The sequence below is a fragment of the Arthrobacter sp. MP_M4 genome, from assembly GCF_035984855.1.
Taxonomy (GTDB): Bacteria; Actinomycetota; Actinomycetes; order Actinomycetales; family Micrococcaceae; genus Arthrobacter.
Genome location: NZ_JAXCHX010000002.1, coordinates 77637 through 91155, shown reverse-complemented (window position 1 = coordinate 91155; position 13519 = coordinate 77637). Strand labels below are relative to the sequence as shown.

Annotated in this window: 11 protein-coding genes and 1 tRNA gene; 4 read left to right on the top strand and 8 right to left on the bottom strand. The window is 66.2% G+C overall.

Annotated elements, in window-relative coordinates; translation table 11 throughout:
• Positions 1 to 173: 173 nt before the first annotated feature.
• Positions 174 to 1094: a Bax inhibitor-1/YccA family protein gene (locus RCH15_RS02930; protein ID WP_326957883.1), complete on the bottom strand. Its 921-nt coding sequence runs from the start codon at positions 1092 to 1094 to the stop codon at positions 174 to 176.
• Positions 1095 to 1641: 547 nt separating this feature from the next.
• On the opposite strand from RCH15_RS02930, the gene RCH15_RS02925 reads away from it, so the two are divergent.
• Genes RCH15_RS02925 through RCH15_RS02910 form a run of 4 tightly spaced genes read left to right on the top strand, consistent with a single transcriptional unit; the run spans position 1642 to position 5764 of the window.
• Positions 1642 to 2925, top strand: a complete 1284-nt coding sequence (locus RCH15_RS02925; RefSeq protein WP_326957881.1) for a branched-chain amino acid ABC transporter permease — start codon at positions 1642 to 1644, stop codon at positions 2923 to 2925.
• A gap of 9 nt (positions 2926 to 2934) precedes the next feature.
• Positions 2935 to 3903 (top strand): branched-chain amino acid ABC transporter permease, encoded by a 969-nt coding sequence (locus RCH15_RS02920; RefSeq protein WP_326957879.1) that lies wholly within the window; start codon positions 2935 to 2937, stop codon positions 3901 to 3903.
• Positions 3900 to 4994, top strand: coding sequence for an ABC transporter ATP-binding protein (locus tag RCH15_RS02915; RefSeq protein ID WP_326957878.1), 1095 nt, complete (start codon positions 3900 to 3902; stop codon positions 4992 to 4994). Before RCH15_RS02920 ends, RCH15_RS02915 begins: the two co-directional genes overlap by 4 nt.
• Positions 4991 to 5764, top strand: a complete 774-nt coding sequence (locus RCH15_RS02910; protein ID WP_326957876.1) for an ABC transporter ATP-binding protein — start codon at positions 4991 to 4993, stop codon at positions 5762 to 5764. The genes RCH15_RS02915 and RCH15_RS02910 overlap by 4 nt, the downstream gene beginning before the upstream one ends.
• 392 nt (positions 5765 to 6156) lie before the next feature.
• On the opposite strand, the gene RCH15_RS02905 is transcribed toward RCH15_RS02910, so the two are convergent.
• The 7 genes from RCH15_RS02905 to RCH15_RS02875 all read right to left on the bottom strand — a co-directional run bounded on the left by RCH15_RS02905 (position 6157) and on the right by RCH15_RS02875 (position 13519).
• Complete coding sequence (locus RCH15_RS02905) at positions 6157 to 7512, bottom strand: ABC transporter substrate-binding protein (RefSeq protein ID WP_326957874.1); 1356 nt, start codon at positions 7510 to 7512, stop codon at positions 6157 to 6159.
• Between the two features lie 177 nt (positions 7513 to 7689).
• A tRNA-Leu gene (locus RCH15_RS02900) sits at positions 7690 to 7763 on the bottom strand.
• Complete coding sequence (locus RCH15_RS02895) at positions 7754 to 8740, bottom strand: N-acetyltransferase (RefSeq protein WP_326957872.1); 987 nt, start codon at positions 8738 to 8740, stop codon at positions 7754 to 7756. Before RCH15_RS02895 ends, RCH15_RS02900 begins: the two co-directional genes overlap by 10 nt.
• A 156-nt stretch (positions 8741 to 8896) precedes the next feature.
• The gene (locus RCH15_RS02890; RefSeq protein ID WP_326957870.1) at positions 8897 to 10357 is read right to left on the bottom strand and encodes an NAD(P)/FAD-dependent oxidoreductase; all 1461 of its coding nucleotides are present in this window, start codon (positions 10355 to 10357) and stop codon (positions 8897 to 8899) included.
• 38 nt (positions 10358 to 10395) lie between these two features.
• A complete protein-coding gene (locus tag RCH15_RS02885; RefSeq protein ID WP_326957867.1) occupies positions 10396 to 11766 on the bottom strand; it encodes a S8 family serine peptidase in 1371 nt (456 codons plus the stop codon).
• Positions 11763 to 12716, bottom strand: coding sequence for a Ppx/GppA phosphatase family protein (locus tag RCH15_RS02880; RefSeq protein WP_326957865.1), 954 nt, complete (start codon positions 12714 to 12716; stop codon positions 11763 to 11765). Before RCH15_RS02880 ends, RCH15_RS02885 begins: the two co-directional genes overlap by 4 nt.
• A complete protein-coding gene (locus RCH15_RS02875; RefSeq protein WP_326957864.1) occupies positions 12713 to 13519 on the bottom strand; it encodes a DUF501 domain-containing protein in 807 nt (268 codons plus the stop codon). Before RCH15_RS02875 ends, RCH15_RS02880 begins: the two co-directional genes overlap by 4 nt.

Genomic DNA, 13519 nt, shown 5'->3' with positions numbered 1-13519 from the left:
GACCCGCCATTATTCGGGCCGGCCACCCGCCGCCGGCCTGGCATGACGCCCCGGCCTGGCTTGGCCACCCGCTGGCGCCACCCCCGGGGCGCTAAGCCCGGGTTCGCAAAAGGGGCCCGCTGGTGGCAGGGCCCCTTTTGGTTAGGCTCCAGCGGCGTGGCCGCCGCTTGCACTTAGTCGTTGCCGCGAAGTATGGCCAGGAGGCGGATGATCTCCACGTACAGCCAGACCAGAGTCACCGTGAGGCCAAAGGCTGCGGTCCAGGAGAAGCGCTGCGGGGCGCCGCTGCGGACGCCGGCTTCGATACTGGTGAAGTCCATGATCAGGGAGAACGCGGCCAGTCCGATAGCCAGGACACCGATGAAGACGCCCAGCGGGATACCGAAGATTTCCACCGAGGTGCGCAGGCCGAACGGCTCCTGCACGGCACCTGTCCAGACCATGACCATGTTGATGAGCGCGAAGACGGCATAGCCGATCATGGCGATCATGAAGAAGCGCATGGCCTTCGGGGTGGCGCGGACCTTGCCGCTCCTGAAAAGCACCAGCGTCACGGCGAAGACAGACAGGGTGCCAATCACGGCCTGCAGGCCGACGCCCGGGTACAGGCCGTCGAGGAGGCGCGTCAATCCGCCGAGAAAAAGGCCCTCGAGTGCGGCGTAGGCCAGAATCAGCGCCGGTGAAGGCTGCTTTTTGAACGTGTTGACAAGTGCCAGAACGAAGCCGCCCAGCGCACCGACGATCATCAGGAGGTTTGCCAGCCCCGGCGCCACCAGGAGGGTGACGGCTGCACCGGCGATGACGGCGGCAAGGCAGGCCGCGGTCTTCATGATGACGTCGTCATAGGTCATGCGGCCCGTGTCGGCGGGTCCGGCGGCGGGCCGGTTGTACATGTCCTGGAGCTGGTCCTGGGTCATGCCCTGCTGGGCAGCGTTCCAGCCGGTCTGAGTCTGGCCATACGGGGCCTGGCCGAACTGGTTCTGGCCGTACTGGTTCTGGCCGGGGGTCTGCCCGTACGCCTGCGGGGCAGGCGGTGCCTGGATTGCTCCACGGAAGTTCTTTCCGTTGAAGACTGGGTTTCCGCCATGTGCCATTGCGGGTGTCCTCCATATAAAAGGGGGTGGTTGATGGTCCGGTGGTGAAAAGTTTCGTGCCTTGTTACACCACGCTACCAATTCCAACAGTCAACGGGCAGGGTTAGTTCCCGCGACGGCCGGGCCGCAACCCAACCGTGACCTCTCCGCCCCGTCCCTGCGGACCACCCCGCAACGGGCCCGGGGACTGTTTAGGCGCACTGGGAAACAACAAAAGTTTTCTTTAGTAGCGGTAAATCACTCAACCGACCGTGCTTCACGGTTGTTATCCGATCGCGATGTTTTGCCTGCTCCCGGCGGCATTCAATGCTCCCTACGGGCTGTAACATGGCCGCATAGGGTGACGGACATCACAAGCGTTATGTTTTGTTATTTAGTCCGCATCGTACGTCTCTACCGCATCGCAAGAGGTACTACACCTCGTCACCCTGACTGTTCGCAGCGGTTGCAATGGCGCAACCCACACCACCCCCATGTGGAGGTTTTCATTTTGAGAAGCACACCGAGAGGCCTGTCGCAAAGACGGCGCGGCAGACTGCTGAAAGCTGTGGGGGCTGTTTTTGCCGCCGTGGCCGCGCTACTCCTGATCGTCGCGCCCGCATCACAGGCCACGAGCCCCTCGCCGGCACCATCCCCGTCGGCAACCACGTTCCAAAACAGCATCAGCGGATTCCTGCGCGGAGATGACCGGGCGCCGATTGCTGACGTCACCATCACCGCCAAGAGCGGCGACTTCACCGGAACAGCCAAATCGACCGCCAATGGTTCCTGGACCATCGGGGTGCCCACCCAGGGCACCTACGAAATCCGGCTCGACGAATCCACACTCCCGGAGGGCATCAAGCTCGCCGACGGCCAGGAAAACCCCCGTCAAGTCACCTTCAGCCAGACCTCAAACCTCTCGGTGATCTTCGCCTTCGGCAAGGGCATCGTCGTGCAGCAACAGGACTTCGGCCAGAACCTGATCAACCGGCTCGTCGCCGGTCTGAGCTTCGGCCTGCTGCTGGCCCTGGCTTCGGTGGGCCTGTCTTTGATCTTCGGCACCACGGGGCTGACCAACTTCGCACACGGTGAGATGGTCACCCTCGGCGCCGTCCTGGTGTTCGCCTTCAACGCGATGCATCTCCCGTTCTGGCTGGCCATCATCCTCGCGCTGCTCGGCGGCGGTCTATTCGGCTACGTCCAGGACGCCGGGCTGTGGAAGCCGCTGCGGCGACGCGGAACCGGGCTCGTGCCGATGATGATCGTCAGCATCGGCCTCGCCCTGGCCGTCCGCTACGTCATCCAGTTCTTCTTCGGCGGCGCCACCCAGCAGCTGCCGTTCGCCCAAAGCGCGGAAATCCAGCTCGGCCCGGTCTCCATTTCCCCCAACAACCTCTGGTCGCTGGTCATCAGCGCGGTTGTCATTGCCCTCCTCGGCGTCATCCTGCTCAAGACCCGGCTCGGAAAAGCAACCCGCGCCGTCGCCGACAACCCGGCGCTGGCAGCGGCGTCGGGCATTGACGTCGACTCCGTCATCCGGATCGTCTGGGTCACCGGCGGCATGCTGGCCTCGCTCGGCGGAATCCTGTGGGCCTACTACCGGCCCGGCGTGACCTTCGACATGGGGTCGCAGATCCTGCTGCTCATCTTCGCCGGCGTCACCCTGGGCGGTCTCGGCACCGTGTGGGGTGCCCTGATCGGATCCATCATCGTCGGTATCTTCGTGGAGCTGACCACCGTGTTCGGCCTCGCCGCCGACCTCAAATACGTGGGAGCACTGTTCATCATGATTATTGTCCTTCTGATCCGGCCCCAAGGCATCTTGGGCCGGCGCGAGCGCGTGGGTTAGGAGACAGCCATGGACTTTGGATTCATTCTTTCCAGTGCTGCCGGAGAACTGTTCAGCCCGACGACGGCGGCCTATGCACTCGCCACCCTCGGCCTCGCAGTTCACTTCGGCTACTCGGGCCTGCTCAACTTCGGCCAGGCCGGCTTCATGGCAGTAGGCGCCTACGGCTTCGCCATCTCGACTCTGTCGTTCGGCGTTCCGTTCTTCGTCGGACTGCTCATCGCAGTGGTCTGCGCCGCCATCTTCGCTCTGCTCCTGGGCATCCCTACCCTCCGTTTGCGGGCCGATTACCTGGCCATTGTGACCATTGCGGCGGCGGAAATTGTGCGCTACATCGTTACCACCAACCAGCTGACCGCCGTCACCGGATCGGCCAACGGCCTCGCCGCCTTCGAAGGCGACTTCTACTCCATGAACCCGTTCCCGCCAGGTTCCTACATGGGAATGAACAACAGGGACTTTTTCATCCGGATCGTTGCCTGGGCCGTCGTCGCGGTGCTCTGCCTCCTGGTGTGGCTGCTGATGCGCAGCCCGTGGGGTCGTGTCCTGAAGGGCATCCGCGAGGACGAAAACGCCGTCCGCTCGCTGGGCAAGAACGTGTACGCCTACAAGATGCAGGCCCTGATCATCGGCGGCGTCCTCGGCGCCCTCGCTGGAATGATCTTCACCCTCCCCCGTGGCGCGGTGCAGCCGGCCAACTACGGTACCGAGCTGACATTCTTCCTCTACACCTGCCTGCTGCTCGGTGGCCTCGGCACGGTGCTGGGGCCGGTCATCGGCGCCATGATCTTCTGGGTGGTGCTGTCCCTTACACAAGGCATCCTCTATGGCCTGATTGAATCCGGCGCCGTCACCTGGCTTAACACCGTCCAGGCCGGGCAGCTGCGTTACATCCTGGTGGGTGTGGCACTGATGCTGCTGATGATCTTCAGGCCCCAAGGTGTCCTCGGCAACAAGAAGGAGCTGGCGTTCGCATGAGCACGCAAAGCGAAATACCCCTGCCGTCCGAAGACTCGGACACCATCGACTACATGACGGACACGCGTCCCATCGCCGCCGGGGAGACTGCCCCCGGCTGCAAGAAGCGTGACCCGATCGTCGTCGCGGAAAACGTCACCCGCAGCTTCGGCGGCATCAACGCCGTCGACGTCGAGTACCTCGAGATCCCGCGGCACAAGATCACGGCCCTGATTGGTCCCAACGGTGCCGGCAAGACCACCTTGTTCAACCTGCTCACGGGTTTTGACACACCCAACACGGGCAAGTGGCAGTTCGAAGGCAACAGCCTGGCCGGCGTCTCCTCCTACAAGGTGGCCCGCATGGGCATGGTCCGCACCTTCCAGTTGACCAAGGTCATGGGCAAGCTGACCGTGATGGAGAATATGCGCCTTGGGGCGTCCAACCAGGCTGGCGAGCGGCTCTCACGGGCCCTGTTCAAAGGCTTCTGGGGCGGCCAGGAAAAGAAAATCACCGCAGACGCCGACGTGCTTCTGGAGAAGTTCAAGCTGGATGCCAAGAAGGACGACTACGCGGCGTCCCTCTCCGGCGGCCAGCGCAAGCTCCTGGAGATGGCGCGCTCCCTCATGGTGCGGCCCAAGCTCGTGATGCTTGATGAGCCGATGGCCGGTGTTAATCCCGCCCTGACCCAGTCGCTGCTGGACCACATCAAGAACCTCAAAGCCGAGGGCATGACCGTGTTGTTCGTCGAACACGACATGCACATGGTCCGGCACATTGCCGACTGGGTGGTGGTGATGGCCGAGGGCAAGATCGTGGCCGAAGGCCCGCCTGCCGATGTCATGAAGAACCCGGCCGTGATTGACGCCTACCTGGGCGCCCACCACGATGTCGACCTGGGCGACTCGGAAGGCATCAAAGAGCTCGCGGCCGAACTGGTGGCCGACGAGGAATCGATTGTCGGCACCGAAAACGCGGGCATCATCTCGCTCGACGTTGTCGCGAAGGAAACGGACGGTCCGGCCGGCAGCGGACCGGCGCGCGGCCGGCGCAGCGCCGAGGAGCCGCCCCCTGGCCAGCAGCCGCACAGCACAGCGAAGGACACAGAATGAGCGCCACCAGCGCGGCCCCCGCCGCCAAGCCCGTGCACGATGAGGATTCCGTCGTTAAGGTCACCGACCTGATTGCGGGCTACATCCCGGGCGTCAACATCCTCAACGGCTGCAGCATCGAGGCCCGCAAGGGTGAGCTCATCGGTATCATCGGCCCCAATGGAGCCGGCAAGTCCACGCTCCTGAAGGCGATGTTCGGCCTGGTCAAGGTCCACTCCGGTTCTGTGGTGGTCCGCGGCCAGGACATTACCGGGCTCAAGGCCAATAAGCTCGTCAGCCGGGGCATCGGCTTTGTGCCGCAGAACAACAACGTGTTCGCGGCACTGACCATCGAAGAGAATCTCCAGATGGGCATGTTCCAGCGGCCCAAGGACTTCTCCGAGCGCTTCGACTTCGTCACCGGATTGTTTCCGGAACTCGGCAAGCGGCGGGCCCAGCGCGCCGGATCGCTCTCCGGCGGTGAACGCCAGATGGTGGCGATGGGACGGGCCCTGATGATGGATCCGGCGGTGCTGCTGCTGGACGAGCCCTCCGCTGGCCTCTCCCCTGTCAAGCAGGACGAGACGTTCCTTCGGGTGCACGAGATCAACCGTGCAGGCGTCTCGGTCATCATGGTTGAGCAGAACGCCCGGCGCTGCCTGCAGATCTGTGACCGCGGCTATGTCCTGGACCAGGGCAAGGACGCGTACACCGGGACCGGGCGGGAGCTCATGAAGGATCCCAAGGTCATCCAGCTTTACCTGGGCACACTCGCGGACACCGTCGAGTAACACACCGCGCCACCAGAAGCGCCAGGAGGGCCGTCACCAGCCGGTGGCGGCCCTTCTGCGCGCCCGGGCCCTGTCCGCCCGTTTCGACGGTTCCCTGCCCGTTCGATGCACGCAGGCGTCGGCGTGGGCACGGAACCGTCGAAACGGAGCGGAGCGGGGCGCTGCCGGGACGTCCCTGTCCCTGTCCCTGTCCCCGTCCCTACCCTGTCCCTGTCCCTGTCCCCGTCCCTACCCTGTCCCTGTCCCTGTCCCCGTCCCTACCCTGTCCCTGTCCCTGTCCCTGTCCCTACCCTGTCCCTACCCTGTCCCTGTTCCTGTTCCTGTTCCTGTCCCCCACGCAAAAGACCCCCGTCCGGTGGACGGGGGTCTTTGCTAGCTAAGGAAGGGCGAGATTACAGCTTGCCGAATTCTTCCTTCACCGGCTTGTACGTGTTGTCATCCTGGAACTCGTAGATGCCAATGTACGCCTCAGTGGGGTCACCGGCGTCGGAGAACGTTACGGGGCCGGACTGGCCGTCGTAGTCGATGTCCTTGCCTTCACGGAGCAGGGTGACACAGGAGGGGAAATCGTTGCACTTCTCGCCAGTCTCGGAGACTGCCTTGAGCTGCGCGGCGATGTCGGTGCCCTTGGTGGTCTTGGCCGCCTCGGAGGCCAGCGCGATCAGGTTCACGGCGTCGTAGGACTCGCCTGCGTAGCTGTAATCCTTCAGTGCCGGATCGATGCCCAGGAGCTTCTTCTTGAAGTCATCCTTGGCGAAGGTGCCCGGGATGGTGCCCTGGGCGCCCTTCAGGGTGCCTGCCTGGAAGTCCTTGCTGTAGTCGGACATGTTGCCGTCCACCATGAAGAGCTGGCTGGGCTTGACGCCCTTGCCCGTCATGAGCGGGACGATGCTTTTGGCCTGGTCGAAGGTGATCAGGGCGATGGCATCGGGCTTGGCCGCGAGGACCTTGTCAACCTGGCTGCTGAACTGGGAATCACCTTCGTTGAAGAGTTCCTGCGCAACAACCTTGCCGCCGGCTGCCTCGAACGCGGCCTGCACGTTCTTGGCAAGGCCGGTGCCGTACGCGTCGTTCAAAACAATCATGCCAACGGTCTGGGCACCACAGGTGGCCATGTAGTTGCCGAGGACCTTGCCCTGAAGGACGTCCGAGGGTGCGGTACGCCAGTACAGGCCCTTGTCGTCCCAGGTGGTGAAGTCCGGGGACGTGTTGGCCGGGGAGAACTGGATGACGCCGGCGCCGGTGATCTGGTTGATGACGGTCTTCGAAACGCCGGAGGATGCGGCTCCGACGATTGCGCTGACACCCTGGCCCAGAAGTGCGCTGGTGGACTGCGTGGCGATATCGGTCTTGGTGTCGCCGGAGTCGCGGTGGATTACCTCAACGGGCTTGCCCAGGACGCCGCCGGCGTCATTGATTTCCTTGATGCCAAGGTTGACACCCGCAATTTCGGGCGGGCCGAGGAACGCCAGCGACCCCGTCGTCGGCAGGAGCGAACCAATCTTGAGGGCAGTATCGGTGGTGGTGGTGGCGGCAGGGACGGAGCCGCCGGCCGCCGCGGCGCTGCTGGCACCGGCAGTCGCGCTGGGCGCCGGGCAAGCGATGCCGGCGGCGTTTGCCGAGGCGCTTCCGGAGCTCGTCGACGTCGGGGTGGACGAGCCACCACAAGCCGTAGCCAGAAGGGCGACGCCGATGCTAAGCGCGGTGAGCTTAGCTACGCGGGGCGCCACCTGGGGGAGTGAAGTCATTTACAATCTCCTCGATCTAAAGGTGCGAACGGCCTTTGATGCGAAAGATCAGGTGTTCCTGATTTAACTTCAAGCTAGTGCACTTCGCGCCCGATCCAAAGTGACTACGGTCACATCCTTATAACACTCGTTGCATAGAGGAAATCCGGCCAAACGTTTCGCGGGCACCGCGACGGGTGCCCCAGGTGGGACTCGAACCCACAACACGCGGATTTTAAGTCCGCTGCCTCTGCCAATTGGGCTACTGGGGCGACCGGTCCATGCTATCCCGTCCGGCGGACCCAGCGACGCCGAACGGCGCGGCAAAGCGGAAAGTGCCGTTCACGCCGCCCGGCCAGACAGCCAGCGGAAGCACCTGGAAGTGCGCGCCCCAGGCCGGATCGGAGCCCTGCACGCCGAGGGACGTCGAAGTGACGAAACCGAAGCGCGAGTAGTACTCCGGGTCGCCGAGCAGGGCAATGCCGCGCTCCCCCGCGGCGTTGGCCCGCGCGATCGATTCCTTCATCAGCGCACTGCCGATCCCGTGGCGCTGCAGCCGCGGCACCACGCCTATCGGCCCCAGGCCCAGGAGCTCCAGCTCGCCCGTCCAGCCCCGGGTGCTGATGACGTGGCCGACGATCCCGCCGTCGAGCTCCGCGACGATGCTGAATGCGGGCAGGTACTCCTCGCAGTCGAAGAGGCGGCGCAGGAGTTCCACCTCCACCGGCTCACCGTCCACCGGCAGCCCGGTGACCGGGGAGATGGCAAAGGCTGCGGCCGTCAGTTCCAGAATGGCGGGACGGTCCGCGGGTTGTTCGCTGCGCAGGACCAGCTCCGGGGCGGGCGGGTGTTCGCCGCTGGCAGCAACAAGTTCGTGCAGCACCTCCAGAGCCCGGTCGGCGTCCGCTACCGGCACCAGGAGATGGTCGTGGTGGAAGCCGGCCAGAACGTTGCAGCTGATTTTCGCCTCGGTCAAGGCGGTGCTGACGGCTGCCGTCAGGCCAATGGCGTCCAGCGAGGAGTGCACTTGAAGAGTGATCCAGGCGCCGACGAAATCATAGTCCAAGCCCTGGTTGTCCGCGTCGGCGCGCGGCAGGACCACCGTCAGTCCTTCCGCTTCGCGGACCGCGGCAGCGGCTGTCCCGGCGAGGGGCACGCCGTCGGGCCAGAGGACATACACGAATTCACCGGCACGGCGTTCCGGGTGCATGGTGGCCAACAGGGTGGAGAGGTCCTTTACAGCTGTCATGGAGCCAGTCTAGGCGCGGCCGATGACCGGCCCGGGTGCCGCCGGCTGCGGCAACCGGGATTTCCCCGCCGTCAGCGACGATTTAACCACGCCGGGTTAACAGCCGCGGCGGCCGCTCCCCACCGGGGAACGGCCGCCGTCGACTGCTGGCGCTGGCTACTTGGAGTGGGCCGGAACGGCTTCCTGGCTTGCAGCCTTGGTGCCGTCCACTGCCGGCTTCTCAGCAGCAGGTGCGGCGGCCGGCTTGGGCGCCGGCGTCGCTGCGGCGACGAAGGCACCGCGCGGGTTGTCCAGGTCAGCGAGCTGGGTGGTGTCGCGGCCCAGGAAGAGAGTCCAGAACCAGCCGGAGATCACCCGGATCTTGCGCTCCACGGTGGGCATGGCCAGGCCGTGGTAGCCGCGGTGCGCCAGCCACGCCAGCGGGCCCTTGAGCCCAATGCGGCCCAGGAGGTTGATGTTGGCGACACCCTTCCACTGGCCGAAGCCGGCGACGGCGCCCAGGTTCTTGTGCTTGTAATCCGTGAGCTCTTTGTCCCAGCGGGAGGCCCAGAGGTTCTTGGCCAGGCGCTTGGCCTGCCGCAGCGCGTGCTGGGCGTTGGGGACGCAGGTGCCGTCCGGAAGGCCACTGCCGGTCAGGTCCGGCACAGCAGCGACGTCGCCGGCAGCCCAGGCGTTCTCGATGATGCCGTCGTCGCCGGCGATGCGAAGGTCCGGGAGGACACGGACGCGGCCGCGCGGCTCCAGCGGGAAGTCCGTGGAGCGGACCATGGGGTTGGCCTGAACGCCGGCGGTCCAGACGAGGGTGTCGGACTGGAACTCCTGGGCGGGCGTCTTGTCCGGGAGGTTGATGAGTTTCAGGGTGCTTTCGGCGCTGTCCAGCGAGGTGTTGAGCAGGACTTCGATGCCGCGGCTGCGCAAGTGCTCCACAACCCACTCGGCCTGCTTGGCCGTGACCTCGGGCATGATGCGGCCCATGGCTTCAACGAGGACGAAGCGGACCTCCTCCTGCTTGAGGCGGTGGTTGTTCTTGACCGCTGCGCGGGCGAGGTCTTCCATTTCGGTGATGCACTCGATGCCGGCGAAACCGCCGCCGACGACCACGAAGGTCAGGGCGCTGGCGCGTTCTGCGGGATCGGTCATCAGCGAGCCGGCTTCGATCCGGTCCAGGACCTTGTTGCGCAGGGCGACTGCTTCTTCAATGGTCTTCAGGCCGATGCCCTTGTCCGCGAGTCCCTTGATCGGGAAGGTGCGGGTGATCGCGCCCGCGGCCACGACGACGTCGAAGTAAGGAACCTCGAAGTTCTCGCCGCCGTCCGTCGGGGCCACGACGGCAGTGCGGTTCTCGTGGTCGATCGAGAGGACGCGGCCCTGGATGAGCTCGGTCTGCTTGAGGTGCTGGCGGTGCGAGACCACGGCGTGGCGTGCCTCGATGTTGCCGCCGGCAACCTCGGGAAGGAACGGCTGGTAGGTCATGTAGGGCAGGGGATCCACGACGGTAACGATGCCACCGGCATTCGCGATCTTCTTCTGCAGTTTGAGGGCTACGTACAGGCCGACGTACCCGCCGCCGACGACGAGTACCCTGGGACGGTCCTGGAGCTGGGGAGAGAATGCCATTCCCCAAGAATACCGTAGTTTGTGAAAACCTTCACTAACTACGGTCGACCGGTGGAATCCACCGCATCGAGCACGCCGGTGTCCGGGTTTTCCTGCCCGTCGGCGCCGCCCCGTGCCGTGCGGCGGAGCTGGAAGGCGCCCGCCCCCACGATGCAGAGGAACAGCCCGCCGAAGCCCAGCACCACCATCGCCGGAACAGCGGTGTCCAGCTCGGACGGCGGCTGCGCTGCCGGGACGGTGGCCTCCGGAAGGGTGGGGGCCGCGCTGGAGGGTGCCGGCGGGGCGGGGGCGGGCGAGGTGGCCGGGTTGCCCCGCCGGTTGACCCGGATCCAGTCCGCTATCGATCCCAGCGGATTGCGCCGGGTTTCGGGGACGTTGGCCTTAAGCGCCGCCTCGGCGTCGAGAACCCCGAAACCATACAGCGGGTCCTTGCCGGGCGCGCCGGTGTCCTTCGCGGTGGTGACGATGCGGTTGATGACCTGGCTGGCTGTCATGTCCGGCCACTTGGAGCGGATCAGGGCCGCGACGCCGGCGACGATGGGGGTGGCAGCGGAGGTGCCCGCCCATTCCGCGTATCCGCCGCCGGGCAGGCCTCCAATCAGGTTCTCTGCCGGGGCCGCGACGCCGATGCTGATGCCCTGGGATGAGGCGTCGATGCTGGCAATGCCCTTGCGGTCCAGTCCCGCGACGGTCAGGACGCCCGGGATGGTGGCGGGGGCGCCGACCTGGACGTTGCCACCGCCGCGGTTGCCTGCGGCGGCGACAATCACCACGTCCTTCTGCTCGGCGTAGAGGAAGGCTGCGTCCCAGCTTTGCGGCCACACCGGCGAGGTGCTCCCCAGGGAGATGTTGATGACCTGGGCACCGTTATCGACCGCCCAGCGGACGGCCTGCGGGATCTGGTCCTGATCGGTCTTGCCGCCCGGGTTTGCCGAACCAAGCCAGGTGGATACGGACAGCAACTGCGCCTCGGGGGCCACCCCCACGATGCCATCCGGAGCGATCGACGGGCCGGCGCTGGGCGAGGCCGTTGCATCGGCGGGCTGGTGGCCGCGGCCGGCCAGCAGCGTGGCGACGAGCGTTCCGTGTTCGGGCTTGGCCCCGATGCTCCGTTGGCCGTCCGGAGCACCGGCACCGGAGATGTCGACGCCGCCTGCCAGGACGCCGGCGAGGTCCGGGTGCCGGCCGTCCACGCCGCTGTCGATCACGGCGACCTTGACGTTGGCGCCCTTGGACACCTCCCAGGCCTTCGTGATGCCGGATTCGGCGAGCCAGTATTCCTCGTCCCGCCACGTGTCGGCGTGGGCGGCGGAGGCAGCGGTCATGGCGGCGGCGAACGCGCTTCCCGCCAGGGCCAGGACCAACAGCGCGGAGCCGGTCCGGCGGAGCCGGCCTAGTGCTCCGGTCATTCGGGTCCTGCGCTCAAGGCAATGCCGTCGAGGATGTCGTGTTCGCTGGTAATGGCCGTCGCTACCCGGTTCTCCGTCACGTCGGCCAGACGCTCCAGAATACGCCGCCAGAGAAGGGCGCCGGCACCGATGACATCCACGCGGCCCGGGTGCATGTACGGCAGCGCAGCCCTTTGCGCGGCGGACATTGCCAACAGTTCGGTGCAGGCCCGGCGCACATCATCGAGTGAGAGTTCAGTGCCGTGAATGGCTGCGGGGTCGTACTCCGGCAGGTTGAGGGCGTGGGCCGTGATGGTGGTGATGGAACCGGCCACCCCGACGACGGCGGTACTGCGGTCCAGCTGAACGGTCCAGGCCGCCTCATCGATGGCTGCGTCGACGTCGGCCTCCGCGGCGGCGATCTCGGCGGCAGTGGGCGGGTCGCTGCGCAGGTGGCGTTCGGTCATCCGGACGCACCCAATGTCGACGCTTCTGGCGGCAATCACACCGTCGGCGTTGCCCAGGACGAACTCGGTGCTGCCGCCGCCGAGGTCCACCACCAAAACGGGGTCCTGCCCGCGGCTGGGCAAAACGCTGCTGGCCCCGGCGAAGGACAGCGCGGCCTCGCTGTCTCCGGTGATGACTTCGGGTTCAACGCCGAGAATGCCGCGGATGCCGTCGACGAAGACCCCCCGGTTGCGGGCATCCCGGGTGGCGGACGTCGCGACGAAACGCACCCGGGCGGCGCCGTGCCGGCGGATCTGATCGGCGTAGTCCGAGGCGGCGGCAAAGGTCCGGTCCAATGCCTCCTGGGCGAGTTCGCCGGTGGCGTCCACGCCCTGGCCGAGCCGAACGACGCGCATTTCGCGGACGACGTCGTCCAGGCGCGGGGCTCCGCCGACCGTTTCCACGTCGGCTATGAGCAGCCGGATCGAGTTGGTGCCGCAGTCGATGGCGGCGACGCGGGTCACGTGCGGGCCCCGTTGATGCCGGCGTTGTCAGGGGTACTGGGGGTTCCGGGAGTGCCGGACGTTTCGGGGGTACCGGGGGCGCCGGTGGTGGACGTGCCGCCCGCGTCCTCGCGGGTCTTGCGGACCGGTGCCGGGCGGCCCACCATTCCGGGAAGCCCTTGTGGGCCGTGCCTGCTCAGGTCCCGCGACGGGGCCTCACCGCCGGTGTCCCAGGCCCCGCCGCAGTAGCAGCGGTCCTTCGTCCACCATTCGGCGATGGCGTCGATGGCTTCATCGCCGAGCGGATTCACGCCGGGACCTGCCGCGAGCGAATGGCCGGCCAGGACATGCAGGCATTTCACCCGGGTGGGCATGCCGCCGGCGGAGATGCCGTCAATCTCAGGCACAGCGCCGATCCCGGACCTCTCGCCGATGTCGGTGCGGGACGCCAGGTAGGCCTCGTGGGCGGCGCGGTAGCGGGCTGCCAGTGATTCATCGCCGCCGAGCCTGGTGTTCATGTCGTTCATCAGGCCCGCCGCTTCCAGCCGCGACACCGCGGCCGTGATGACCGGGTGGGTGAGGTAGAAGGTCGTGGGGAACGGCGTGCCGTTGCTCAGCCGCGGGGACGTCGCCGCCACCAGCGGATTGCCGCAGATGCAGCGGGCCGGAATTTCCACGACGTCGCGCACCGGCCGTCCCAGTTGCCGGCTCAGGACGTCGAGGTCGCGGGGCGAGGGCCTGCGGAATTCCGCCGCGGAACGGGCGGCCTCCGGGGTCTCCGGATTTCCTGCTGTCGGGTTCTCGTCCACTCGGTTCTCCTCCAT

What these genes read in the sequence shown, in the direction of transcription:
- RCH15_RS02930 (WP_326957883.1), bottom strand. Translation starts at nt 1,094, where the DNA reads ATGGCACATGGCGGAAACCCAGTCTTCAACGGAAAGAACTTCCGTGGA.
- RCH15_RS02920 (WP_326957879.1), top strand. Translation starts at nt 2,935, where the DNA reads ATGGACTTTGGATTCATTCTTTCCAGTGCTGCCGGAGAACTGTTCAGC.
- RCH15_RS02915 (WP_326957878.1), top strand. Translation starts at nt 3,900, where the DNA reads ATGAGCACGCAAAGCGAAATACCCCTGCCGTCCGAAGACTCGGACACC.
- RCH15_RS02910 (WP_326957876.1), top strand. Translation starts at nt 4,991, where the DNA reads ATGAGCGCCACCAGCGCGGCCCCCGCCGCCAAGCCCGTGCACGATGAG.
- RCH15_RS02905 (WP_326957874.1), bottom strand. Translation starts at nt 7,512, where the DNA reads ATGACTTCACTCCCCCAGGTGGCGCCCCGCGTAGCTAAGCTCACCGCG.
- RCH15_RS02895 (WP_326957872.1), bottom strand. Translation starts at nt 8,740, where the DNA reads ATGACAGCTGTAAAGGACCTCTCCACCCTGTTGGCCACCATGCACCCG.
- RCH15_RS02890 (WP_326957870.1), bottom strand. Translation starts at nt 10,357, where the DNA reads ATGGCATTCTCTCCCCAGCTCCAGGACCGTCCCAGGGTACTCGTCGTC.
- RCH15_RS02885 (WP_326957867.1), bottom strand. Translation starts at nt 11,766, where the DNA reads ATGACCGGAGCACTAGGCCGGCTCCGCCGGACCGGCTCCGCGCTGTTG.
- RCH15_RS02875 (WP_326957864.1), bottom strand. Translation starts at nt 13,519, where the DNA reads ATGGAGGAGAACCGAGTGGACGAGAACCCGACAGCAGGAAATCCGGAG.